The sequence below is a fragment of the Clostridium sp. Marseille-Q5894 genome (genome assembly GCF_946902305.1).
Taxonomy (GTDB): Bacteria; Bacillota_I; Bacilli_A; order Erysipelotrichales; family Coprobacillaceae; genus Thomasclavelia.
Window position 1 is genome coordinate 103,316 of the sequence record NZ_CAMPPT010000008.1, and the last position, 23,856, is coordinate 127,171.

The window sequence follows — 23,856 nt, forward strand, 5'->3', positions numbered from 1 at the left end:
GCCATTTTGGTTCTGGTGGCTGTTTACTCTACCGCCACCACCACCAAGACCACCGTGGCAACCTGGTCCATGGCAACCTGGTCCATGGCATCCGGGATTTCCGCCACCACCCGGTCCAAGGCCACCACGTCCACCAAGACCATGGTAATAGGTACTTTATAAGTACCTATTTTTTAATTGTTAATAGTTTTACTGTTTTTTAACTGCTTCAACAATTAAAGATGTAGCTCCGTCAATACCAAACCAGTCTGTATCAATACAAAGATCATAACCAGCTGCATCACCCCAGCGTTTTTCTGAACGCTGGTTATAATATAATGACCGTTCTTTATCTACTTTAGATATTTTTTTCTTTGCATCTGATTTGGTCAATGAATCTCTTTTCATAATACGTTTAATACGATTTTCTTTACTAGAAGTAATAAATACTCTAAATATTTTATGCTTTCCTGCAAGAACTTGATCAGCAGAACGCCCCACAATGATACAAGGACCATTTGTAGCTACTGTTTCAATTATTTCTCTTTGAGCTTTTAAAGCTTGACTGGCAATTAACTCATAACCATTACTCATAAAACCAACAGAACAATATAACATGCTGCTATCAATCGGTTTTTCATCGATACTTTGTAAAAATTTATGGCTTAAGCCACTATTTTGAGCAGTTTTTTCAAGTAGTTTTGAATCGTAATAAGGAATATTTAACTGTTTGGCAACTTTTTTACCAATACTTCTTCCACCAGCTCCATAAAAGCGACCGATCGTAATGATGTAATCTGTTAATGGTGTTTCATTAGTTGTACTTTCAATATGTGCATTTTTTGTTTCTGACATATCTATTAACTGGTCTAAAGTCTTATTAGTATTAATGATTACTACTATTGATGCAATAGCAGTTAAAACATCTGCAATAGGCATAAAGAATAACACACCATCTAATTGCATAAAAAGCGGTAATATTAGTGGTAGACCAACACCAAAAACGATTTCACGAGTCATTGAAAGGATAGTTGATTGTTTTGCTTTACCAAGCGATTGCAAAAAGATAAAAGTTCCTTTATTTAAGCATGAAAGTGGTAATAGACAAAGAAAGATACGAATTGTTTTTACAGCAAAATCAGTATAATAAATACTTTCATTTTTAGCCCCGAAAATATTAATAAACTGGTGTGGGAATAATACAAAAAGGGCAGAAGCTATCAAGCCAACAATAAATTCTGTGATAAGTAATAATTTCATTAGACTTTTAACACGATCATTTCGTTTAGCCCCAACATTATATCCCGCAATTGGAATACATCCAGCTGCTAAGCCAACTGCAATTGAAATTACGATCTGGAAGAATTTCATAACAATTCAACAACTGCTGTGGGAATCTGGGCATATTGTGCTTGTTTAAAAATTGGATCTAGAGCGCCGTATTTTGCTACCATATTTAATACCGCAGCCATAGAAAGAACGATAGAAATTTGTGATAAAAAGCTTGTAATACCAAGAGGCAGAATTTTTTTCATAAGTGAAGCTCGAAATTTAAAACTATCAGGAGTCATTTTAATAGACTGCATGCGAGCTAGATAAATAGCTGAGACGATAGCTGATACAATTTGTCCCAAAATTGTAGCCACTGCAGCTCCCATCATCCCCCAATTTAAGACATAAATGCAAATTGGATCAAAGATGATATTTAGTATTGCTCCAATTAAAAGTGTTCCCATAGCAAAACTTGGACTACCGCTTGAACGAATGATTGGATTCATTGCCTGGCCAAACATATAGAACGGGATACCAAGAGTGATCCAGAAAAAATATTCTTTAGAAAGCCGGTATGTCTCATCATTAACTAATGCTCCAAACGCAGTTAGAATTGGTGTTTGGAAAAGCAGATAAATTATCATCAAAATAATACCTGCAACAATAACTGTAATAATAGAACTGCCAATACCTCGATGAGCATTTTGATTTTCTTTAGCTCCAAGACTAATACTAACAAAAGTACAGCAGCCATCACCGATCATCATTGCAATCGAAAGAGCGACTACTGTAAGCGGGAATACTACCGTATTAGCAGCATTTCCATAAGAACCAAGATAGCTCGCATTAGCAATGAAAATCTGGTCAACAATATTGTAAAGAGCGGCAACTAATAAAGAAATTACACAAGGAATTGCATATTTTTTCATTAGTTTGCCAAGACTTTCTTTTTCAAGAAAATCATTTGTTTGTGTTTGTTCCATAATAAAATTACCTCCATTTTATATTTATCAAACAATAAAAAGATGCAAGTCTATAACTTGCATCAAAAATAAAAAAGATACAAGCATAGACTGTTTCGTAACAGCATATTTATAGCTTGTATCGTGCCAATTGCTAATATAATTATACCAAAAAAATAATTTTAAAGTCAAACATCTTTTGTTTAAAAAAATTGACAATATATACCATAAAATAATTATTAAAACTATTATATAGGTAACTAAAAAGAGATTTCAAAAATCTCTTTTTTATTTAAAAATATCTGTTTTAGCTATGATCGCAAAAGTCTTTTCAATAACTTCAATATCTTGAATCAAAGCAATTCTGACATAACCCTCACCATATGTACCAAATGCCTTGCCAGGAACAAACAAGACACCTGTTTGTTCAAATAGATCATTGACAAAATCTATTGAAGAAGAATATTTATCAGGAATTTTTGCCCAAATAAACATCGTTCCCTTTGTCTTATCAATTTTCCAGCCAATCTTTTTTGCATTACTTAAAAAAGCATCACGACGCATTTTATAAGCATTGCGCGTTTGTTCCACACAGCTTTGATCACCACTAATTGCTTCTATTGCAGCTAACTGAACAGGAATAAACATACCATAATCCATATTTGATTTTAAAGTCTTGATTTGTTTTACGATTTCTTTATTACCAACAGCAAATCCTACTCGCGCTCCAGCTAGGCCATATGTTTTTGATAACGAATTAAATTCTATTCCAATATCTTTTGCTCCAGGATAAGACAAAAAGCTTTTTCCGGGTTTTTCAAATAATAGCTCACTATATGCATTATCATGAAGGACGATGATATCATTTTCTTTTGCAAATTTAATTAATTCAAGATAAAACGCATCATTAGCAATTCCACAAGTAGGATTATTTGGATAAGAAACGACCATAAATTTTGCCAAGGCAGCATCTTTTTTATCAATTGCATTAAAATCAATCAAATAATTATTTTCCTTTAATAATGGCATCTCAACAATTCGTGCCCCCGCAATTAAAGGACCATCTTTAAAAACAGGATAACTGGGATTAGGAACTAATACAGTATCCCCTTCATTGATCAAAGTCATTGCTAGATGTGATAACCCCTCTTGAGAACCTAACAAAGAACAGACTTCATCATTATTTAAACTAACATCATATCTTCTTTGATACCAGTTGATCACTGCTTCTATCAATTCTGGCAGATCATTAATTGCATAGACATAATTTTTAGGATCTAAGGCCGCTTTAGACAACACTTCACGAATATTTTTATTAGGCGGGATATTAGGTGTACCGGTACTAAAATCGATAACTTCTAATCCTCTTTGTTTTCTTTGGGCGGCTTTTTTTGCTAGAACCGTAAAAATACTTTCAGGAAATAAATCCATTCTTTTTGAAAAATTCATCTGATAATTCACCTCTTGTTTATTCTAATACAAACGTTTATAGAGTTAAAGATAAATATTATTTTTTAAAACTAGATAAAATGTTCAATAAATATGTCATAATGTTAACTTCGTTTTTTGCGATGATTTATATTTCTTTAAATAAATGAAGATAATCAAGGGTACTTTTAATAAAAATATAACATTAAGACATATTTTAACTACATTCAATACTATTAGATAATATATCTAGATGTTAGAATTTAAAATGTAAAAGCGCTTACAGAATTTTAATTAAACGGAGGTTATATATGGGGATTTTTAAAAAAGAATTTAAAATATGTTGTCCGATCGAAGGAAAAGTAAGTCCTTTAGAATATTGTCCTGACGAGGTCTTTTCTAAAGGAATGACCGGTGAAGGTGTCGTCATATTTCCAACTGGAAATATTGTTTATGCACCATATGATTGTAAAGTTGAGTTTATTTTTGAAGCAAAGCATGCCATTGCTTTAAAAGGTAGTGGAATCGAATGTTTGATTCATGTTGGATTAGATACGAATACTTTAAAAGGTAGAGGTTTTAAAGTATTTGTTGAAGCAGGTAAAAATGTTAAGCAGGGTGATAAGTTAATTGAATTTGACACAATGATTTTAAAGAAATATCACTGTGTTGATGCTACACCCTTTGTTTTTACTAGTTTAAATAGAAGGGACATCATAACCGTCGATCAATATGGAATGGTTGCTGCTAAGAGCCCTTTTATAACGATAGAAAGGAAATAATACAATGAATAGTGATAAATTGTCTTTTAAAGAAAAATATTCTTATGGTATTGGGGCCATTGGTAAAGATATGTGCTGTGGCATAATTTTTACTTACTGTATGTTATATTTTACTGATGTTTTAAAATTATCAGCAGCTTTTGTAGGAACATTATTTTTCTTAGCTAAGTTTTGGGATGCTATAAACGATTTAGGAATGGGAATGATCGTTGATAATACCCGTACTAAATGGGGCAAATTCAGGCCCTGGTTAGTGATTGGAACCGTTGTTAATGCGATTGTTTTAGTTTGCTTATTTACTAATTGGGGATTATCAGGAACAACATTGTATGTTTTTGCAGCTGTTATGTATATTGTTTGGGGAATGACATATACAGTTATGGATATTCCTTACTGGTCAATGTTACCAAACTTGACTACCGATCTTGAAGAACGTGATAAAATAGCAGTTATTCCAAGAATTTTTGCTTCAATTGGCGGTTCTTTATTAGTGGGTGGCTTTGGTCTACAAATCATGGATTTTTTAGGCAAAGGAAATGCCCAGGATGGATTTACCCGTTTTGCATGGGTGATTGCAATTGTTTTTATTGTAACGATCGGAATCACTGTAGTAAATGTTAGATCAGCAGACCGGATAGAAACAAAAAAATCTGAAAAAACATCATTTAAACAAATAATTCAGGTTATTAAGAAAAATGATCAGTTGCTAGTTGCAATCGCTGTTATATTGACTTTTAATTTTGCGATGAACTGTATTAGTGGTGTTCAAACTTATTATTTTATCTATGTTACTGGTGATAAAGGTCTTTTCTCTATTTTTACGATGTTTGCTGGATTTGCTGAAATATTTGGATTGATCATCTTTCCCAAGTTAGCTAAACGAATGTCTAAAAAACAAGTTTATGGCCTTGCAAGTGGAATTCCCGTTATTGGTTTGATCATTTTATTAATAATAGGGATCGTCATTCCTAAAAATTATATTTTAACTGCTGTTGCAGGAATTTGTGTAAAATTAGGATCTGGTTTACAGTTAGGAACGGTAGCTGTTGTTTTAGCGGATGTTGTTGATTATGGAGAATATAAATTAGGTACTCGCAATGAATCAGTTATTTTTTCAATTCAAACTTTATTAGTTAAATTTGCTGCAGCTTTGGGAACGTTATTTACAGGTTTTGCATTAGATGCTACTGGTTATCTTCCAGATGCAGTTCAATCAGCTGCAACGATCAATGGTATGCGCATCATTATGATTGGATTACCAATTATATTTGTTATTATAAGCTTTATTATTTATAAAAAATATTATATATTAAATGGTAAATATATGACTAGAATTATGAATATTCTTTCTTTAAAAAAGGAAGAAGATGTTGAAAATAGAGTAGTAGAAAATAATCAAAGTAAAAATTTACAGGAGGGTAATTATGCCGATTCAATTTCATAAATCATCACAAACATTTCATTTATATAATTCACAACTTAGCTATATTTTTAAAGTATTAAAAAATGATCAATTAGGTCAATTATATTATGGTAAAGTCATTCACGATCGAGAAAACTTTGATCATCTTTTTGAAACAAGACCAAGACCCATGGCATCATGTACGTTTGAAGGTGACTTAACATTTTCATTAGAACATATTAAACAAGAATATCCAGTGTATGGATCAGGCGATATGCGCCATCCGGCAATTGATATTCTTCAGGAAAATGGTAGTAGAATTCTTGATTTTAGATATCAAGATCATCAAATTATAAAAGGAAAGCCGAAATTAACAGATTTGCCAGCTACGTATGTAGAAAATGATAGTGAAGCACAAACTTTATTAATAACTTTATACGATGAAGTGATTCAGACAGAATTGATTTTAAGCTATACGATTTATGAAGATTTGCCAGTTATTTGCCGAAATGCATATATTAAAAATTGGGGAAAGCAAAAATTAGTTTTAAATCAGATAATGAGTATGTCTTTAGATCTACCTGATCATAATTATGAAATGATTGAATTGACAGGGGCCTGGTCTAGAGAAAGAAATGTTAAAAATCGTAAATTAGAACATGGAATCCAATCAATTTATTCACTTCGGGGCTGTTCAAGTAATAATTTTAATCCCTTTATTGCTCTAAAAAGAGAAAATTGTAATGAATATGATGGTGAAGTATTAGGTTTTAGTTTTGTTTATAGTGGTAACTTTTTAGCCCAGGTTGAAGTAGATACTTATAATGTAACGCGGGTTATGATGGGGATTCATCCCCATTGCTTTAGCTGGGAATTGAAAAGTAATGAATCTTTTCAAACACCAGAAGTAGTAATGGTTTACAGTGATAAAGGATTAAATGCGATGTCGCAAACTTATCACTCTCTATATCAAAAACGTTTAGCGCGGGGAAGATATCGTGATCAAGTTAGACCAATCCTTGTTAATAACTGGGAAGGAACTTACTTTGATTTTGATGAGGAAAAAATCATGGAAATTGCTGTTACTGCTAAAAAGTTAGGAATTGAGCTGTTTGTTTTAGATGATGGCTGGTTTGGAAAACGTAATGATGATAAAGCAGGATTAGGGGACTGGTATCCTAATTTGGAAAAGCTGCCTAATGGTATTAGTGGTTTAGCTAAAAAAATCAACGATTTGAATATGAAGTTTGGATTATGGTTTGAACCTGAAATGGTCAATAAAGATTCTGATTTGTATCGCAAACATCCAGAGTGGACATTAAAAACACCGAATCGAAATAGTTGTCATGGTCGTAATCAATATGTTTTAGATTTTTCTAATCCTAAAGTAGTTGAGTATATTTATGAGATGATGGCCAAAGTAATCGAGGAAGGACAAATTTCATATATTAAATGGGATATGAACCGTTGTATGAGTGAAGTTTATTCAAGTATTCATAGTCCTTCTTCACAAGGAAAAGTAATGCATGAATATATTTTAGGAGTATATCGTTTATATGAAAAATTAACATCACGTTTTCCCGAAGTATTATTTGAGTCATGTGCTAGTGGTGGGGCCCGCTTTGATCCAGCGATGATGTATTATGCACCACAATGCTGGACGAGTGATGATACTGATGCTGTTGAAAGATTAAAGATTCAATATGGGACTTCTTACGTTTATCCAATTTCAGCAATGGGGGCTCATGTATCGGCAGTACCTAATCATCAAGTATTTAGAAATACACCAATTGAGACTAGAGCAAACGTAGCTTATTTTGGAACTTTTGGTTATGAATTGGATCTAAATAAACTAAGTCAAGAAGAGCAGGATAAGATCATTGCCCAAATAAAGTTTATGAAAGAATATCGAGAAATTATTCAGTTTGGAACTTTCTATCGTTTAAAAAGTCCATTCGAAGGTAATGAAACAGTATGGATGGTAGTTTCAAATGATCTAAATACTGCGATCGTAGGCTATTATCGACCATTACAAGAAGTTAATCAAGGTTTTAGAAGAGTTAAACTATTAGGTTTAGATCCTAATAAGGAGTATCATGTATCAATCAATGAAACTGATCATTATGGTGATGAATTGATGAATCTTGGCTTACTTACGAGTGACAGTTCTTGTGGTGAAAATCGTGAGACTTATGATGGAACTAATGGAGATTATTTATCTAGATTATATATTATTAAAGCAAAATAGACGCCTAGCGTCTATTTTTGGGCATGAGGATCATTCATTCTAGAGTTGTTGATCATTTTATTTTGCTTTCTAAAATCACGAGGAGCTAGATTGTGAGTGTTTGAAAAAGCTTTAGAAAAAGATAATTGATTAGCATAGCCACAGGAAAAAGCAATTTGATTAATAGTAAGATCAGTATTGATCAATAGTTCCTCAGCTTGGATCATGCGATAGCGCAATAAAAATTCTTGTGGTGAAAGATGGAGATATTTTTTAAAAAGCGTTGATAAATAACTGCGATTGATCGATAAATAATCAGCAATTTCATTTACGGTTACCATATCTTGATAATTATTTTGAATATACTCGATAGCCTTATCAACATAAGGATTGTAATTAGTTTTATTTGTTTTATAATTGACATTTGCACTTTTAGCTAAATAAGAAAAGAAAGTAAATAATTGTCCTTGAATATATAATTCATTACTATAACTAAGCTTATAATGAGCTAACATCGAAATTGTCAGTTTTCTTAATTCATCAAGATAATCACAATGAATGACCAGATTATTATCATTTAAATTACAGCGATTCAAATACAAACGACTTTTATTGCCGTCAAAACCGATCCATAAATAGGTCCAAGGATCATCATGATCAGCTTGATAATATGTAACAACATTAGGCATGATCAAAAAAGCATCCCCAGCTTTAATAGAGTATACTTTATTATTTACATGATATTCACCTTTACCTTTTAGACAATAATGAATTAAATAGTTTTGTCTTATGGCAGGACCATATGAATAATCAGGCTTACATTCCTGCATCCCACAGAATTTTAAATATAAATCTTCAAACGACTGATTTTCTATTTCAAGTGAAGAATACATAAATTACCTCCTTTATAACTTATTATAACAAAATTGTATTTAGATGTGTTCTAAATATAGGTGGATTTCATATAAATAAGACGAAGAGAGGAGTTTACAATGGAAACGAAAAATATCTTACATGATATCGCTAAAAGATGCGATGGGGACATATATTTAGGGGTGGTAGGACCAGTAAGAAGCGGGAAGTCTTCATTTATTAAACGTTTTATGGAAATGGCGGTTATCCCTTATATTGAAGATAAAGATGCTAAATTAAGAGCAATCGATGAATTACCACAGTCTGGTAAGGGTAAAATGATAATGACGGTTGAACCAAAATTTATTCCTAATCAGGCAGTAGAGATGATCATGGATGAAAATTTTAAAGTCAATGTCCGTCTTGTAGATTGTGTTGGTTATGTTATTGAAGGTGCTAAAGGATATCAAGATGATCAGGGGATTCGTTATGTTAAAACCCCATGGTATTTAGAATCGATTCCTTTTGATCAGGCAGCTAAAGTAGGTACAAAAAAAGTAATTCAGGATCATTCAACGATTGGAATCGTAATTACAAGTGATGGTAGTATTTGTGATATTCCAGGAGCTAATTATAATGAAGCAACCGACAGTATTATTGAAGAGTTATTAGAAATCGATAAACCATTCATTGTCATCATTAATAGTAAGGATGTAAATAGTCCTGCTTGTAAAAAAGAATACGAACGTTTAACAGAAAAATACGATGTACCAGTATTATCGATGGATGTTACAAATATGGAAGAGCCGCAAATTGTTTCTTTATTAAAAGATGCTTTATATGAATTTAAAATTAGTGAAGTACGAATTGAAGTACCTAAATGGCTGGCAATGATGTCTAATAATCATTGGTTGAAACAAACATTAGATACATCATTAAAAGAATCCTTGCAGTCAATTAAAAAATTTAAAGATGTAGAAAGAATTGGCGATGCCATTAGTGAATATGATTTTGTTGATAAAGCATATTTAACAGGAATTGACACAAGTACATCTAGTGCCACTTTAAAAATCGAAGAGCGTGATGGTTTATACAATGAAATTTTAGAAGAAATAATTGGTGATAAAGGTTTTGATCAGGCTACATTTTTAACATTTATCCAAGAATTGGTTGATATCAAGAAAGAGTACGAAGGATTTTCTAATGCCATTAGAATGGTTAAACAAACTGGCTATGGCTATGCAATACCAAAACTTGATGAAATTGAATTAAGTGAACCAGAAATTATTAAACAAGGGCCGCGCTATGGAATGAAGTTAGTATCTAAAGCAGGAACTACGTATATGATCAAAGTAGATATTGAAAGTACGTTTGAGCCAATAATCGGGTCAAAAGAACAAGCAGAAGCATTTATCGAATATTTAAATTCTAATGGTAACGATAAACAAGCAATTTTTGATTGTGATGTTTTTGGTCGTAAATTAGGAGATTTAATTGAAGAAGGGATGTATATCAAGCTGAATGCTATTCCAGAAAATGCGAGTCTTAGAATTCATGATATTTTATCAAAAATAGTAAATAAAGGGAAAAGTAATGTTATTGCAATTGTCCTATAAAAGTGCTTGAAATCGGTAATTTTTAATGTTATACTTTCGAGGTATTAGAATATGGAGGTAGTTATGAATAAGAAAGAACTAGTTGAATCAGTATCTAAAGAAAGAAACTTGACTAAAAAAGATGCCGAGATTTTAGTAGATACAGTTTTTAATACAATTACACGTAGTGTTATTGAAGGAGATAAAGTTTTGATCTCTGGATTTGGAACGTTTAAAGTAAATGATCGTAAAGCTCGTAAAGGAATATCTCCAAAGACACAAAAAGAAATGATTATTCCTGCCAGCAAGACTGTTACATTTAAACCAAGTAATCGTTTAAAAGAGGCAATGAATTAATCATTGCTTTTTTTGTTATTTATTAATAATAAGTTAATAATAAGGTGTATAATAGAAACAAAGGAGTTGAGAAAAATGCCGTTTTTTTATTATCCAATGTCATCAACTTATATGATTGGTTATCTTTTAGTTGCCATTGGATCAGTAATTATGATTGTTGCTCAATTAAAAGTAAGCAGTGCTTACAATAAATATGAAAAAGTACCTAATAGCAGACAAATGACTGGAGCGATGGTAGCTAGAGAAATTCTTGATCGAAATGGATTGAGAGATGTTCAAATCAATCGCATAAGTGGAAGATTATCGGATCATTACGATCCACGTAATAAAACAGTTAATTTGTCTCAAGGGATTCATGATGGTACATCGATTGCCTCTTTAGCAGTAGCGAGTCATGAGTGTGGTCACGCCATTCAACATTTAGTTGGATATCGACCATTAGTATTTAGAAATGCAATCTTGCCATTGTGTAATGTTGGTCAGTATTTAGGATGGATTGCCGTATTTATTGGTTTATTAATGGGAAATACTAATATTGCCTGGCTGGGAGTAATCTTGATGTCAGGGATCTTGCTGTTCCAAATTGTTACACTGCCAGTGGAATTTGATGCTTCATCGAGAGCGTTACAGATCTTGAAAACTAATTACTTGACTAATGATGAATACAGAGGTGCCAAATCAATGTTATCTGCAGCTGCTTTTACATATGTTGCTGCAATGTTATCAACGGTTTTATCATTACTTAGAATTGTTTTGATCGTTTTAGGTAATGATCGTGATTAATTCATTAAAATCAAAGCTGCAGGGCTTTGATTTTTTTGAGCTATCAGTTCAGATATATTAATACAATTTTTCTTTTATAATCGCTAAATTGATAGTATAATAGGCATAGAAAGTTGGTGGAATTTTGAAATTTTTACGTAGAAATAGATTTAATATTCTAATAGCTTTTTTGATATTAGTTTTTATTATAGTTAGTTTTTATATGCTTTGGGTACATGTTCCATATTCAAGACACAAAAATGATCTTGCAAAGATTGAAAATGAGATTATTGCTGAAAATGGTTATGACAGCGCTGATTATTTTAATCGTTATGACGGTGAGAAAAGTTATTATATTATTCATGCAAAAAAAGGTGAAAAACAACAGTATGCTGTATTTGATGAAAAGAAAAAATTTATTAAATCATATAGCGGAGATGTTGTAGACCAGCAGGAATGTATTGATGCTTTTAAAGAGAAATATAAGCAAACCCCCGATGATGTTGAGATAGGCTATGAAAATGAAATATTTGTTTATAGCTTGTTGTATCGTGGTGAAGATTCATTGATTTATGCTTTTTATGGAATTGACAGTGGTGAATTTATAAAGGCTTATCGAATTGATAATAGTAGGTAGATTTATGTTAAAGGAATTAATAGAAAATAAATGTGTTGATATTAGTCGTTTGTTACTATTGAGAGCTAAAGAGTTAAATATTGATGATAATGAATGTCATATTTTATTGATTGTTTATACATTGAAAGATATTGGTATTAAAACTGTAACACCACAGATGATTCAGAATTATTCAGTGTTGTCAAATCAAGAGCTGGATAAGGTTTTAGCGTCGTTATTAAATAAAAAACTGATTTGTAATCGTTTGGGTTCTATTAGCTTAAATGAACTTGAAAAAAAATTATTATGTGAAAATAAAGAAATCGAAGAAAAAGCATCAGAAGTTGATTTGATCAGTATTTTTGAAGAACAGTTTGCAAGAGCATTATCACCAATCGAACTTAATATTATTAAAGATTGGAAGAATTGTAACTATAGTGATGAAATGATTGTTAAAGCTTTAAAAGAAGCTGTTAAAAGTCAAGTACTTAATTTTAGATATATTGAAGGAATACTTTCTAATTGGGCTAAAACAGGAGTAAAACAGCGTTATATTGAACAGGATGAACCAAAACGGACAGTTCCAATTAGTGAGTATAAATGGTGGGAAAATGAATAAAGAAAAAACAGGGCGAGTATTAGATTATTTTGATGAATTGTTTCCTGATGCATATTGTGAGCTGAATCATGAAACTGATTTTCAATTATTAGTAGCTGTGATGTTATCAGCACAGACAACAGATAAAAAGGTCAATCAATTAACAGAGACTTTGTTTAAAAAATATCCAACAGTAGAAGCAGTGAGTCAAGCCTCTTTATCACAGTTACAAGAGGACATAAAGACGATAGGTTTGTATCGTAATAAAGCTAAAAATCTTTTAGCGATGGCAAATGTATTGATAGAACAGTACGATGGTAAAGTACCAAGTGGTCAGAAACAATTAGAGAGTTTGCCAGGAGTAGGACGTAAAACAGCTAATGTAGTTCGTTCAGTAGCTTTTGATATCCCGGCATTTGCGGTTGATACACATGTTGAAAGAATTGCTAAAAGATTAGGTTTTGCTAAAAAAGATGATAGTGTTTTAGCGGTCGAAAAGAAATTATGCCGTTCAATCGAACGCTCACGCTGGAATAAATCGCATCACCAGTTTATTTTTTTTGGACGCTATTTTTGTAAGGCAACAAATCCTAACTGTAAAGAGTGTAAATTAAATGATATGTGTAAAGATCCAATCAAAAAGAAATATTTAGATAAGTAATCTTTTATCGTGGGCTTTTGATTTTGCAATGATAAATAAAAGAAGTTGTTTTAAATCAGGTTTTTATTCGATAATGGGTAATTAAAAATAAGAGATTTCAAAAAATGATTATATTTAATAATTATTTAAGAAATCTCTTTTTAATGTTTACCCTAAAGTAAGAAAGAACTTTAAATCCAGCTTCTTTTTTATCTAATAGGAATTTCGATTCGTTTAAGTATAAAATAAAAATATCAACCATAGGGGTACATGAAATGGCTGGATATTTTTATCGACTAAAAAAGTGTTAGAAATATTATTTTTTCCTAATCATAGTTCCATTGCATTTTGGACACTGACAGCTGTATCCTTGATTTTCTTCATCTAAAAACTCTTCCAGTATTCATTTCGGTACTTCTTTATAACCACATCTCTTGCATTTTATTGGTATCATTACCTCTGGTTTCCTCAATAATTTTGCTGGTTCTTCATCAGTTAGATTAATCATTTGTTTACCTTTTTCCTATGCTTATAGCTGTATTTTGCTTCAAGAATCTTTCGGTCACGATGTTGATTAGCACATTATATAAACAAAAAAAGGCAGGAACGAATCAAATTAAATTAATAAATATAATAAAACAGTTAAAACAATTCGAGAAAGTAATATGCAAATTATCTTAATGACGGTGATAAAACCAGTGAATCACTTTTTTGTCATCATCATAGTTTACTATCTTGCTTTCATATATTATTGATCTGGTCATATATTGAACACATTTTTCAATAGCGTTCTTAGTTTGTTCATCTTTGATTTTGGGGCATAGACATAGAACACTTCCCCGTATCTTCGGTAGAATCATCTTTTAAGCCCTTGAAACTAATGTGTCTATTAACCAATTATAAGTGCTATAATTTCCATATTTATGACCTGCTTGGAGAATACGAGAGTTTAAGCGAGCTCAATTACCTTGTAGAAAAGATTATAAAACTTGATGAAAGCGAGGATTTCTGGCAGGCGGTTTTAGACTTGGGAGAATAGGGCAGTGTTAGAAACTTAATTAACCTTACCGAAAATATGGACTGTTTTGACTATCTTCCAGGTGTTATCGATGCTTCCGACCTTAGCTATTATTGGATTGAACAAAGCAACTACTATGGTACAAGCAAACTCTGGGTGCTCTTTCAAATTATATCGACTATGAAAATTTTAGGTGGGATATTTGTTTTGATGAAAGCAAAGTATTTACCAACAACGGTTATGTACGCTCAAATGGCGATCGTTTTGTTGATATTTACGATGGCAATATTGAGAATATTCCTAAAGAATACCGTATTCAAAGTCCTAATCTCTATATTCGTACTCTTGGAAAAACAGAAAAAGGTATGGAATGCCAACGGGTATATTTTAGAGGACATGTCGACTGTATTTCATATCTGAAAGAGCTCGAGGCATTAAATTGAATTGCTTTTTACATGATTAAAGTTTATGATAAGACCAAAAAATAAATTAAAATATAAAAGTTTTTATTTAATTTAAGTAAAAACTATTAATTATTTATATGTTTTTTGGTATACTAATAGTAAAGGAGGCATTAGTATGATCGTTAGACCCCATTATTTAGATTTACTGAAAACCTATCGTGATGTGCCACTGGTGAAAATCCTTGCGGGTATTCGTCGCTGTGGTAAGTCCACAATTTTAGACATGTTACAGGATGATTTGATAAAAAGTGGCGTTCTTGCCGACCACATTATCAGTATGCGCTACACTTCGGAAGATTTTGATGACGGTATGACCGATAAAGATATGTACAATGGAATCAAGGAAAAAATGACAGATGGTAAACGTTACTATCTTCTGCTTGATGAAGTACAGGAAATCACAGGTTGGGAAAAGGCTGTAAACAGTCTGCTTGAAAACGCTGATACGGATATTTATGTGACTGGTTCCAATTCTAAGCTGATGTCAAGTGAAATATCCACCTATCTTTCAGGACGGTATATCTCTATCCCTGTATTTACGCTGTCCTTTGCCGAATATATGGAGTTCAAAAAGGCAAGCGGACGCACGCCGAAAGAATTGCTTGCAGAGTATATTCGCATGGGTGGTTTTCCAATCGTTGCGCTGAGCAATTTTGACGAGAGCGCAGCATATCAGATTGTCGAGGGCATTTATAATTCCGTTATTACCAGCGATATAACGAAACGGCACAATATTACGAAATTTGACTTGTTCAACCGTGTTGTAAAGTATATTGTTGAAAATGTCGGTAAGACCTTTTCTGCAAATGCTATTGTAAAGTTCTTGAAAAGTGAGAGACGTTCTCTCTCGGTGGAATCGGTATATAATTATCTGGAATGGCTGGAAAAAGCCTTTGTGATTTATCGCTGCCAGCGATACGATCTGCAAGGTAAATCCGTGCTGAAAACGCAGGAGAAATTCTATCTTGCTGACGCTTCTTTGAAATACTGCATGATGGGTTTCAATCCGAAGTCTGTTGCCGCAATGCTTGAAAATATCATATACTTTGAGCTTCGCAGAAAAGGTTACGAGGTCTATATCGGCAAGAACGAAACGAAAGAAATTGACTTTGTGGCGGTACGGCGCGACGAGCGTATCTATGTGCAGGTGTGCCGCAATCTGCCGGAAGAATCTGACCGCGAGATTGCCAATCTGCTTGAAATCAAAGACCACTATCCCAAGTATGTCGTAACGCTTGACGAGCTCGCCGCAGGTAATATCAACGGTGTAAAGATCGTACATTTAGCAGATTTTCTATTGGCTGATGGATATTAAAATTATCATAAAGATTAAAAATTGAGGTTTAGAGGAGTAACTATGAAACGATATCAAGTATTTATTAGTTCCACATATACAGATTTACAATTAGAGAGACAAGCAGTTTTAGAGAGTATTCTTAAACTTCGTCATATTCCTGTTGGTATGGAACATTTTGTTTCAACAAACGAGGAACAGTTTGATTATATTAAGCGGCTTCTTGATGAAACGGATTACTATATTATCATTATAGCAAATAGATACGGTTCACAAGCTGATGATGGTATTAGTTACACTGAAAAAGAGTTTGATTATGCTGTGAATTTAGGGATTCCAGTAATTGCGTGCATTCATAGCAAGCCTGATTCTCTTCCGGTTAACAAATCCGATATAGAACTAGATGCCAAATGGAAACTTAATAAATTTAGAGATAAGGTGATGCATCATAGAATGGTGAGTCATTTTAGCTGGGATAATCCATCAGCTCTTTCTGAAAATGTTGTTATCGCTTTAGTAAATTGTATTAATGATTATCCAAGACCTGGTTGGGAGAGAGTTGCATCCTACGAAAATTCAGATTTACTGAATCAAATAAACGATTTAAGGATTGAAAATGATAGATTAAAAGCTCTGCTTGAGGACGAAAAGCAATCAGAGAAATATGAGCAACTCATTATGCAGTTTCCATGGAATGAAATTCGCACTTTTAGGGGCTATTCAAAGTGGGATGATTACAAGAATATTTCCATACCAGTTTCTTTGACATGGTCACAAATATTTTCAATTTTTGGTCCAATTTTATTGGTTGAAAGCGACATTAGCCTAATTCATTATGCATTCAATCATGCATTGTTTTTAGATCATGCTCCTTATTTTTGTGTTCCTGATGTGGAGTTTCAGCGAATAGTTGCAGAATTTTTTGAGTATGGAATAATAGATATTGCTCAAGATAAAATTACTTTAACCAAAGTTGGAAAGCAAGGTTTGCATACAATAAGGGTTTCTGTTGATAACGAACTTAATTCAATTCATGCAAAAGTAATGGAGGTGTTTAATAATATGCCTCAAAAATCACATGAAGAAATCTCCAAGTATATAAGACTGTTGTCGGATTTCAATTCAAATCCAGAAGCAATAAATTATATTGGACAAACATTGCTTAGTTTAAGAGTGTTTTTAGGTAATCATCCTGAATGGGATAAAGAACAGGTAGAAATTGTGCAAAATGAAATCGAAGATATTCTAAATGAAGCATCTGAAAGTGAAAGAGCAGAGATGGGTGCTTTTGATCCTGTTTTCAATCTTTCCAAAATTATGAAGCTAATTGATTTTTTAAATGCAAAGTTACAAGAATGCCAAATAAAAAATAATTCATAAAACAGTTTAGTAAATATGGTTTTCCACATGTAATTTAAAGTAAGTAATATTTTAAATAGCCGAGAAATTTTCATTTTGAAAGTTCCTCGACTTTTTATATTTCAAAATGGAGGTGAAAAAGTACGCCATATATCCCTTCGCGGTGGTAGAGAAAACCGGTGAAATAGACTTGCTGATCTATATGAAAAGCTATGAGCTGCAGAAACTTTTCAAACGACAAATGGTGTTGGCTTTCTCGTGGAATCGGCGGTATTCTGCGCTGGACTATCTAATCAAGGTCAAAGAAATGCACTTTATTCAGACAGTTGAAACGATTATGTGAAATGTTGATGTATCGTCGCCAACCTATATTCCCGCGTCAAAAGTTTTACTATTGCCAACAACCAGAACATGGATATGCGGATTTCAGTCAAGAGGTCTACCAAAAGTGTGCAATGAGGCAATGGCACCAAAAATCACATTATAGTTGTATCTTTGTAAAGATATTGAGATTTATTGCTTTTTTATGATAGAAGATACCTTTCTTTTTTTCAAGACGCTTTTGTTTGCGATATTTTCTGTTGTTGAAAAGGGAAGCCAGAGTATTTCTGGCAACGACAAAAAGACCATAATCAAGATGGATAGAAGAACAAAGGATAGTTTTTTGAACATTATCAAAAGAAACATCCCTAAGTTTGCCTTTATCATGTAAATTAATGATATAGTCGTAATTGTCAAAGAAGATATATTTAAAAGTATTTTTACCGTCTTTTTTAACAAACTGCTTAAAATTAAAAAGGCCTAATGTATCAGAAGGAATAGATAAATCGATCATAAAGTCATCTCCTAAAATCATTATAATACCAAAAAGGATGATAGGCATTTAAAATACACTATCATCCAGGTGGACAAAATTTATTTTGTCCCTTTTTTATTCTGTTGATGAATTAGAATTACCAACCGTAAAAGTAACTGTATCACTAATTGTTTTAGTACCATCAGATTCACTGATTTTAACACGATACTGAACACCAGGTGTCAATTCAAAGTCTTTACTACCATTACCAGTAAAAGTATATGCGTCATTAATTTCACTACCATCAAGAGTAAAGAATTGAATACTAATGTTATTAGAACTGTTTTGAGCGTTTACTTTGATCGTAACCGTATTAGAAGAAGTAGTACTTCCATTTGTAACGGTCGTTCCATTTGAAGTAATTGAATAATTGATTTTGTTTTCTGATTTAGTTGAACCTACAGATTTGGTAATTTTATTAGATACTTTTCCTGGAGCTTTATGGAAGCGATAATATCCAGTTACATTAACTTTATCACTAGGCGTATAATCAATTGTGCCATCAGACTGACTTAATGTTGTAGTATATAAAATTTCATGACTGTTTGGATCACTAACTTCGACAACGTATTCAATTACGCCATACATTTTTGTTGCTTCAGTTGCATTTTCATCGGTTGCTGCACTTGCAGGGTTATATTCACTAAATTTGACAGAAATCTTTCCATTATTAGTAAGAGATGCATCAAAAGATGATAAATTGTTAATATCATATTCAACAGCTGATTCACTAGGACCAGTACCTTTTTTAGCCCAACCGGTATATATTTTATCAGATGGGGTGCTTGCATTTGGACTTACATAAGGATATACACCAGCAATGATACTTATTTCTTCAACACTATCAGGTTTATCAGGGTATGATTTTTTGTCTGTTGTATTATCTTGTAAGTAACTTAATAGTTCACCAACTACTTTTTCAGGATAAGCTTTGTATTTAGAAGTATTTTTTCCAGCTGCTAATGCTTTTTCTTCAAATCCCATCCAAACTGAGCAAGTATAGTCAGGGGTATAAGCTGTCATCCATAAATCTTTACTAGCACCACTTTCAGTATTAGATGTACCAGTTTTAGCTCCAACGTTATCAATACCGCTTAAATATGCATAATTACCATATCCACTATCTGAATAACTTAGCATAGTTTCTCTGATCATGAAAGAAACATCTTCACCAATACTTTGCTTAGCTTCAGATTGGATATCTTTATCGATATTATAAGTTTTATTTGTGCTTGGAACTTCTACATAATTGACAGTATGTGATTCAATATAAACACCATTATTTGCAATAGTTGCATAAGCACCAGCTAGTTCAATTGGACTAGTACCGTTTGCCCAACCACCGATAGCATATGGTAGAGATAATTCTTCATTTTCTGTAGACATATCGATGCCTAAAGATTCCATATCAGCAATTACTTTTTTAGAAGATGCGGCTTCTAAAACTTCTTGGAAAGTTTGGATTGCAGGAATATTCCATGATTTAACTAAAGCTTCTTTAATTGGCATTGAACCATGATAACTATTGTCCCAGTTTTTAGGAGTATAGTTATTAGGGAAGGTCGTTGGTTCATCAACAACTGTGTGAACTGTTGACCAGTCCAGATATTTGTAAGCTAAACCATAATCAAGGATCGGTTTCATAGAAGAACCAGGTTGTCTTTTCAATGTTGCTTTGTTTTTGTCACCAAGTTTATAATTGCGTCCACCAATTACTGCAACAATTCGACCATCTTGCGTAGACTGGATACTTCCAGACATTTGCATATCTTCATCAGTGTAATCATATGTCTCACCATTTGCTAGTTTTGCAGCTTCTTTTTGGACATCTTGATTACAATAAGTGTAAATATTCATTTGGGTTTCAGCAGGATCTAAACCAGTTTTTTCTTTTACTTCAGCAGTTACTAAATCAACGTATGCTGCTAATGCGCTATCTGAAGTGGTACTTGATTGTGATAACATATTTTCAATCTTTACTTTTTTTGCTAAATCACATTCTTCTTGAGTGATATAACCATGATCAACCATTAAGTTTAAAATGATATCACGTCGTTTAGTTGCTAAATCAAGATTGTAATATGGATCATAAGCACTAGGTGAATTCAAAGTTCCTGCTAATAAGGCCGCTTCTGGTAAAGTAAGTTGAGATACTTCTTTATTAAAATAATATTTGCTGGCTGCAGCAATACCGATTGAACTAGTACTGCGACCAAAATAAATTTTATTTAAATATAAAGTAATGATTTCTTCTTTACTTACTTCTTTCGTTGCCTGGATAGCTAAAATGATTTCACTGATTTTACGCGTATAAGTTTTTTGTTCTTCTGGGAAATATGACTTTTTGATTACTTGTTGGGTAATCGTAGAACCACCACCACGAATACTAAAATGTGCTAAATTAGTAATCAACGTTTTAGCAATACGAGGTAAATCGAAACCATCGTGTTCAAAGAAGCGGGAATCTTCTGCGGCAACTACAGCATCGATTAATACTTGCGGTAAATCTTCATAAGTAATATTTTCCCGTTTACCATTGATATCACTACCATATGTATACATTAGTTCTCCATTAGCATCATAAATTTTGCTTGCTTCGCCAGAAAGAAGTCGCTGTGCAGAAAAGTCTTCGGTTTCTTTGTATACTGACCAGGCGAAAAAACATCCTCCAGAAAGACAAATGACAATAATTATAATGATAAAACTAGTAAAAATTTTTTTCCAGTTTAATCTCTTCTTTTTACGTCTTGTAGTAGAGCTATCTGTCATTTTTGAGACCTCCTAAATAATATTGATCAATTATTTTTAAATAATTTAAACGCGGATTAAATCCTTGCTCAATCAAATGGCCTTTTTCTTTAATTTCTTCATAAGAAATAGATTTTTGATTGGGCTGATAGTATGCTTCAATCATGTATGAGGCATCAATTAAGTATACCTCATTTAGGTGGGTAAAAGCAATAATAACAAAGGCAATTCCATGGTGATTAATAATACTTTGTAAATGCTTGATTTGGTGAACACTAATATTAGTAAAAGGAAAGTTTTGTCTTTTGGTTTCCTTTGCTTCAAAATCTAAGTATTTACCTTTATAAATACCATTATAGTCAGTTGTAGAAGGAGTCTTAAAGTAAGCCTCAACGATTCTGGCAGCTGATCTTTTGGGATAATCAACTTTCACGATTTGAATTGGTGTAGGCTTTTTGTGAATATTGGCGATGCCATTAGTAAGATAATATTTATTTGTTAAATTTAAATCTTCTTCAAGATTCATCCCACGATGACGGGTATTTAATTTTCCATCAATTAATTTGGTTTGATGGATAGTTGTCTTTTTCATATTTGGATAATTAACCATAATCGCTCCTTTTTATTACTTTACGTAGGTATTATACCATAACTAAAATAAAATATCATAATATCTTGCGAGTTTCCTAAACATTGTATATTTTGTTAAAATTCATGACAAATATATTAAACCCTTGCATTTAATCAAGAATTTTGTTTCAATATACTATATAGATAGGAGTTGATTACTTTGGAACCAAAAATTATGTTAAGTCCAAAAAAAATAGTTGCTAAAGAATTTAAAGTTGATTTTAAAGGATATAATGCAGAAGAAGTTGATCATTTTTTAGATATGATCGTTAAAGATTATGAATCATTCGCTGCTATGTTAAATGCATCGTATGATAAAATAGATCAATTGGAAGCTCGTTTAAATGAACAAAAGATCAAAATTGCTAAACTTGAACGTGAAAAAGCACTTCAAGATGACAATATCCATGCGATGGAAGAAAATCTTTCAACTAATGTGGATATTTTAAAAAGACTTTCTTTATTAGAAAAAGTAGTATTTAATCAAAATAAATAGTACCAAATAACTTTATACTTGCTTTCTAAAAAAAAATAAGTAAAATAAAGAAGACTCGTAGAAAACGATTGCTACGAAAGTAGAGGAAAGTCCAGGCTTCCACAAGCTGCGATGCTTGTAGTGTTTGTACATGACGAATCAATAAGTCATGGTAGCGTGAGCTAACGACAGGCCTAAGACCTAACCATTAGTATGGTCGATAAGCCATAAAGTGCCACAGAAACTATTCTAATCGAAAGATTAGCTGAAAAGAGGTAAACTCTGCAAGGAAGAAACCCAAATTTGGTAGGGGAATCGTCTTGAGGAAATTGAACTAAAAGACGGATGCGTATGCATAGATAAATAATCGTTTGAAAAACAGAACTTGGCTTACGAAGCGAGTCACATTAGCTGATTTTATCAGCTTTTTTGTTTGTATAGATATTTATATTTGTTTATAATAAATTAAAAGAGGTATATTTATGAATAAACATGATGAAACAAAATATATATTTGCCCAGGCAATAAAGGAATTAATTAAAAATAGACCATTAGATAAGATTACAGTGACAGATATTGTTATTAAAGCCGGAATGACAAGGCAAACGTTTTATCGTTATTTCATGGATAAATATGATTTGGTGAACTGGTATTTTGAAAAACTAGTATTGAAATCTTTTCGGCAAATGGGAAATGGATGTTCGTTGTATGAAGCGCTGTGTTTGAAATTTGAGTTTATTCAAAATGAACACTCTTTTTTTAAAGAAGCATTTAAGTCTAATGATTACAATAATTTGATTAATTATGATTTTAGTTGTATTTATAGTTTTTATAAAAAAATTATTGAACGAAACTTAGGGCATCAAGTAGATAAAGATATTGATTTTTTATTGCAAATGTATTGTAAAGGATCGATTGATATGACAGTAGACTGGATATTAAATGATATGCCTATAAGTATTAAAGAAATCGTTATTTTATTGATAGAGGCTTTACCAAAGAAATTAGAACCTTTTATTTTAAATATATGATTAAATAGATAAATCATTAAAAATGAGAATATTAATATATTGTTTTATTTTTTAATAATAAATGTAAAAAATAGTAAATATATAAAGTTATTACAAGAGATAATTGTTTTAATCAAAGAAAGAGATAATGAAAAATAAATGGTATCTTAGCATTTTTGTGATATAATGCTTTATGAATTTAATATTTTCACGTAAAAGGAGAGAGCTTATTATGGAGATAGAATTTTTAAAAGCTGTTAAAATTGGTAATAAGATATATGATATTGGTGAACGATTAGAAATCAAAGAACCCCAAGATACACTTATGGATTTAAATGAAGATTTTTATATCTTGATCTATCATGGTTTAAGATATGATGTTTATAGGAATGCTATTAAAATTATAAGAAATTAAATAAATGAATAAAAGGCTTGATTTTGATGATAAAATCAAGCTTATTTATTGTCAATGTTTAAAAAATATATATTTTTTTAAATTGAAGTATATAATGTAGATAGATGATTTTAAT

Annotated in this window: 21 protein-coding genes and 1 other RNA gene; 15 read left to right on the forward strand and 7 right to left on the reverse strand. The window is 32.0% G+C overall.

Features of this window, described 5'->3' with window-relative positions; translation table 11 throughout:
• Positions 1-189: 189 nt before the first annotated feature.
• From OC535_RS12050 to OC535_RS12060, 3 genes are all read right to left on the reverse strand, one after another.
• A complete protein-coding gene (locus OC535_RS12050) occupies positions 190-1,350 on the reverse strand; it encodes a cytidylate kinase family protein (protein ID WP_498823926.1) in 1,161 nt (386 codons plus the stop codon).
• Positions 1,347-2,234, reverse strand: a complete 888-nt coding sequence (locus OC535_RS12055; RefSeq protein WP_498823927.1) for an MATE family efflux transporter — start codon at positions 2,232-2,234, stop codon at positions 1,347-1,349. The genes OC535_RS12050 and OC535_RS12055 overlap by 4 nt, the downstream gene beginning before the upstream one ends.
• Before the next feature lie 267 nt (positions 2,235-2,501).
• Positions 2,502-3,662 (reverse strand): aminotransferase class I/II-fold pyridoxal phosphate-dependent enzyme, encoded by a 1,161-nt coding sequence (locus tag OC535_RS12060; RefSeq protein ID WP_227051981.1) that lies wholly within the window; start codon positions 3,660-3,662, stop codon positions 2,502-2,504.
• 290 nt (positions 3,663-3,952) lie between these two features.
• Between OC535_RS12060 and OC535_RS12065 the strand changes: the two genes are divergently transcribed.
• From OC535_RS12065 to OC535_RS12075, 3 genes are read left to right on the forward strand one after another with little or no spacing between them, the layout of a single operon-like run.
• Entirely contained in the window at positions 3,953-4,423 is a 471-nt protein-coding gene (locus OC535_RS12065; RefSeq protein ID WP_498823928.1) for a PTS sugar transporter subunit IIA, read from the forward strand.
• Between the two features lie 4 nt (positions 4,424-4,427).
• On the forward strand, positions 4,428-5,867 hold the full coding sequence (melB, locus tag OC535_RS12070; protein ID WP_498823929.1) for a melibiose:sodium transporter MelB: 1,440 nt from the start codon (positions 4,428-4,430) through the stop codon (positions 5,865-5,867).
• Positions 5,848-8,073 carry an alpha-galactosidase gene (locus OC535_RS12075; RefSeq protein ID WP_024721494.1) on the forward strand — a complete coding sequence of 742 codons (2,226 nt, stop codon included), beginning with the start codon at positions 5,848-5,850 and terminating at the stop codon, positions 8,071-8,073. Before melB ends, OC535_RS12075 begins: the two co-directional genes overlap by 20 nt.
• Before the next feature lie 11 nt (positions 8,074-8,084).
• Here the strand turns inward: OC535_RS12075 and OC535_RS12080 are convergent, their stop codons facing one another.
• The gene (locus OC535_RS12080; RefSeq protein WP_024721493.1) at positions 8,085-8,945 is read right to left on the reverse strand and encodes an AraC family transcriptional regulator; all 861 of its coding nucleotides are present in this window, start codon (positions 8,943-8,945) and stop codon (positions 8,085-8,087) included.
• A 99-nt stretch (positions 8,946-9,044) separates the two neighbouring features.
• On the opposite strand from OC535_RS12080, the gene spoIVA reads away from it, so the two are divergent.
• From spoIVA to OC535_RS12120, 8 genes are all read left to right on the forward strand, one after another.
• Positions 9,045-10,520 carry a stage IV sporulation protein A gene (gene spoIVA / locus OC535_RS12085; protein ID WP_024721492.1) on the forward strand — a complete coding sequence of 492 codons (1,476 nt, stop codon included), beginning with the start codon at positions 9,045-9,047 and terminating at the stop codon, positions 10,518-10,520.
• Positions 10,521-10,583: 63 nt separating this feature from the next.
• Positions 10,584-10,856 carry an HU family DNA-binding protein gene (locus OC535_RS12090; RefSeq protein WP_024721491.1) on the forward strand — a complete coding sequence of 91 codons (273 nt, stop codon included), beginning with the start codon at positions 10,584-10,586 and terminating at the stop codon, positions 10,854-10,856.
• Between the two features lie 75 nt (positions 10,857-10,931).
• Positions 10,932-11,639 carry a zinc metallopeptidase gene (locus OC535_RS12095; RefSeq protein WP_024721490.1) on the forward strand — a complete coding sequence of 236 codons (708 nt, stop codon included), beginning with the start codon at positions 10,932-10,934 and terminating at the stop codon, positions 11,637-11,639.
• A 124-nt stretch (positions 11,640-11,763) separates the two neighbouring features.
• Positions 11,764-12,255 (forward strand): hypothetical protein, encoded by a 492-nt coding sequence (locus OC535_RS12100; protein ID WP_227051976.1) that lies wholly within the window; start codon positions 11,764-11,766, stop codon positions 12,253-12,255.
• A 4-nt stretch (positions 12,256-12,259) separates the two neighbouring features.
• Entirely contained in the window at positions 12,260-12,853 is a 594-nt protein-coding gene (locus OC535_RS12105) for a DnaD domain-containing protein (protein ID WP_024721488.1), read from the forward strand.
• The gene (gene nth, locus OC535_RS12110) at positions 12,846-13,493 is read left to right on the forward strand and encodes an endonuclease III (protein ID WP_024721487.1); all 648 of its coding nucleotides are present in this window, start codon (positions 12,846-12,848) and stop codon (positions 13,491-13,493) included. Before OC535_RS12105 ends, nth begins: the two co-directional genes overlap by 8 nt.
• 1,576 nt (positions 13,494-15,069) lie before the next feature.
• On the forward strand, positions 15,070-16,269 hold the full coding sequence (locus tag OC535_RS12115) for an ATP-binding protein (protein ID WP_498823930.1): 1,200 nt from the start codon (positions 15,070-15,072) through the stop codon (positions 16,267-16,269).
• Between the two features lie 42 nt (positions 16,270-16,311).
• Positions 16,312-17,628, forward strand: coding sequence for a DUF4062 domain-containing protein (locus tag OC535_RS12120; RefSeq protein WP_498823931.1), 1,317 nt, complete (start codon positions 16,312-16,314; stop codon positions 17,626-17,628).
• Between the two features lie 460 nt (positions 17,629-18,088).
• On the opposite strand, the gene OC535_RS12125 is transcribed toward OC535_RS12120, so the two are convergent.
• The 3 genes from OC535_RS12125 to recU form a co-directional block, all read right to left on the reverse strand.
• Complete coding sequence (locus OC535_RS12125; RefSeq protein ID WP_498823932.1) at positions 18,089-18,442, reverse strand: hypothetical protein; 354 nt, start codon at positions 18,440-18,442, stop codon at positions 18,089-18,091.
• A gap of 96 nt (positions 18,443-18,538) precedes the next feature.
• Positions 18,539-21,232 carry a transglycosylase domain-containing protein gene (locus OC535_RS12130; RefSeq protein WP_498823933.1) on the reverse strand — a complete coding sequence of 898 codons (2,694 nt, stop codon included), beginning with the start codon at positions 21,230-21,232 and terminating at the stop codon, positions 18,539-18,541.
• Complete coding sequence (recU, locus tag OC535_RS12135) at positions 21,222-21,821, reverse strand: Holliday junction resolvase RecU (RefSeq protein WP_227051965.1); 600 nt, start codon at positions 21,819-21,821, stop codon at positions 21,222-21,224. Before recU ends, OC535_RS12130 begins: the two co-directional genes overlap by 11 nt.
• Before the next feature lie 180 nt (positions 21,822-22,001).
• Here recU and gpsB point away from each other — a divergent pair, with 180 nt between their 5' ends.
• From gpsB to OC535_RS12155, 4 genes are all read left to right on the forward strand, one after another.
• Positions 22,002-22,337 (forward strand): cell division regulator GpsB, encoded by a 336-nt coding sequence (gene gpsB / locus OC535_RS12140; RefSeq protein WP_024721481.1) that lies wholly within the window; start codon positions 22,002-22,004, stop codon positions 22,335-22,337.
• 55 nt (positions 22,338-22,392) lie between these two features.
• An RNA gene (rnpB, locus tag OC535_RS12145) (RNase P RNA component class B) lies at positions 22,393-22,712 on the forward strand.
• 86 nt (positions 22,713-22,798) lie between these two features.
• Entirely contained in the window at positions 22,799-23,347 is a 549-nt protein-coding gene (locus tag OC535_RS12150) for a TetR/AcrR family transcriptional regulator C-terminal domain-containing protein (protein WP_034595449.1), read from the forward strand.
• Positions 23,348-23,558: 211 nt separating this feature from the next.
• Positions 23,559-23,741, forward strand: coding sequence for a hypothetical protein (locus OC535_RS12155; RefSeq protein WP_024721479.1), 183 nt, complete (start codon positions 23,559-23,561; stop codon positions 23,739-23,741).
• Positions 23,742-23,856 lie beyond the last annotated feature (115 nt).

What these genes read in the sequence shown, in the direction of transcription:
- OC535_RS12130 (WP_498823933.1), bottom strand. Translation starts at nt 21,232, where the DNA reads ATGACAGATAGCTCTACTACAAGACGTAAAAAGAAGAGATTAAACTGG.
- OC535_RS12155 (WP_024721479.1), top strand. Translation starts at nt 23,559, where the DNA reads ATGGAGATAGAATTTTTAAAAGCTGTTAAAATTGGTAATAAGATATAT.
- nth (WP_024721487.1), top strand. Translation starts at nt 12,846, where the DNA reads ATGAATAAAGAAAAAACAGGGCGAGTATTAGATTATTTTGATGAATTG.
- melB (WP_498823929.1), top strand. Translation starts at nt 4,428, where the DNA reads ATGAATAGTGATAAATTGTCTTTTAAAGAAAAATATTCTTATGGTATT.
- OC535_RS12080 (WP_024721493.1), bottom strand. Translation starts at nt 8,945, where the DNA reads ATGTATTCTTCACTTGAAATAGAAAATCAGTCGTTTGAAGATTTATAT.
- OC535_RS12115 (WP_498823930.1), top strand. Translation starts at nt 15,070, where the DNA reads ATGATCGTTAGACCCCATTATTTAGATTTACTGAAAACCTATCGTGAT.
- OC535_RS12150 (WP_034595449.1), top strand. Translation starts at nt 22,799, where the DNA reads ATGAATAAACATGATGAAACAAAATATATATTTGCCCAGGCAATAAAG.
- OC535_RS12090 (WP_024721491.1), top strand. Translation starts at nt 10,584, where the DNA reads ATGAATAAGAAAGAACTAGTTGAATCAGTATCTAAAGAAAGAAACTTG.
- OC535_RS12055 (WP_498823927.1), bottom strand. Translation starts at nt 2,234, where the DNA reads ATGGAACAAACACAAACAAATGATTTTCTTGAAAAAGAAAGTCTTGGC.
- OC535_RS12060 (WP_227051981.1), bottom strand. Translation starts at nt 3,662, where the DNA reads ATGAATTTTTCAAAAAGAATGGATTTATTTCCTGAAAGTATTTTTACG.
- spoIVA (WP_024721492.1), top strand. Translation starts at nt 9,045, where the DNA reads ATGGAAACGAAAAATATCTTACATGATATCGCTAAAAGATGCGATGGG.
- OC535_RS12050 (WP_498823926.1), bottom strand. Translation starts at nt 1,350, where the DNA reads ATGAAATTCTTCCAGATCGTAATTTCAATTGCAGTTGGCTTAGCAGCT.
- OC535_RS12075 (WP_024721494.1), top strand. Translation starts at nt 5,848, where the DNA reads ATGCCGATTCAATTTCATAAATCATCACAAACATTTCATTTATATAAT.
- OC535_RS12120 (WP_498823931.1), top strand. Translation starts at nt 16,312, where the DNA reads ATGAAACGATATCAAGTATTTATTAGTTCCACATATACAGATTTACAA.
- OC535_RS12125 (WP_498823932.1), bottom strand. Translation starts at nt 18,442, where the DNA reads ATGATCGATTTATCTATTCCTTCTGATACATTAGGCCTTTTTAATTTT.
- OC535_RS12095 (WP_024721490.1), top strand. Translation starts at nt 10,932, where the DNA reads ATGCCGTTTTTTTATTATCCAATGTCATCAACTTATATGATTGGTTAT.
- OC535_RS12105 (WP_024721488.1), top strand. Translation starts at nt 12,260, where the DNA reads ATGTTAAAGGAATTAATAGAAAATAAATGTGTTGATATTAGTCGTTTG.
- OC535_RS12065 (WP_498823928.1), top strand. Translation starts at nt 3,953, where the DNA reads ATGGGGATTTTTAAAAAAGAATTTAAAATATGTTGTCCGATCGAAGGA.
- recU (WP_227051965.1), bottom strand. Translation starts at nt 21,821, where the DNA reads ATGGTTAATTATCCAAATATGAAAAAGACAACTATCCATCAAACCAAA.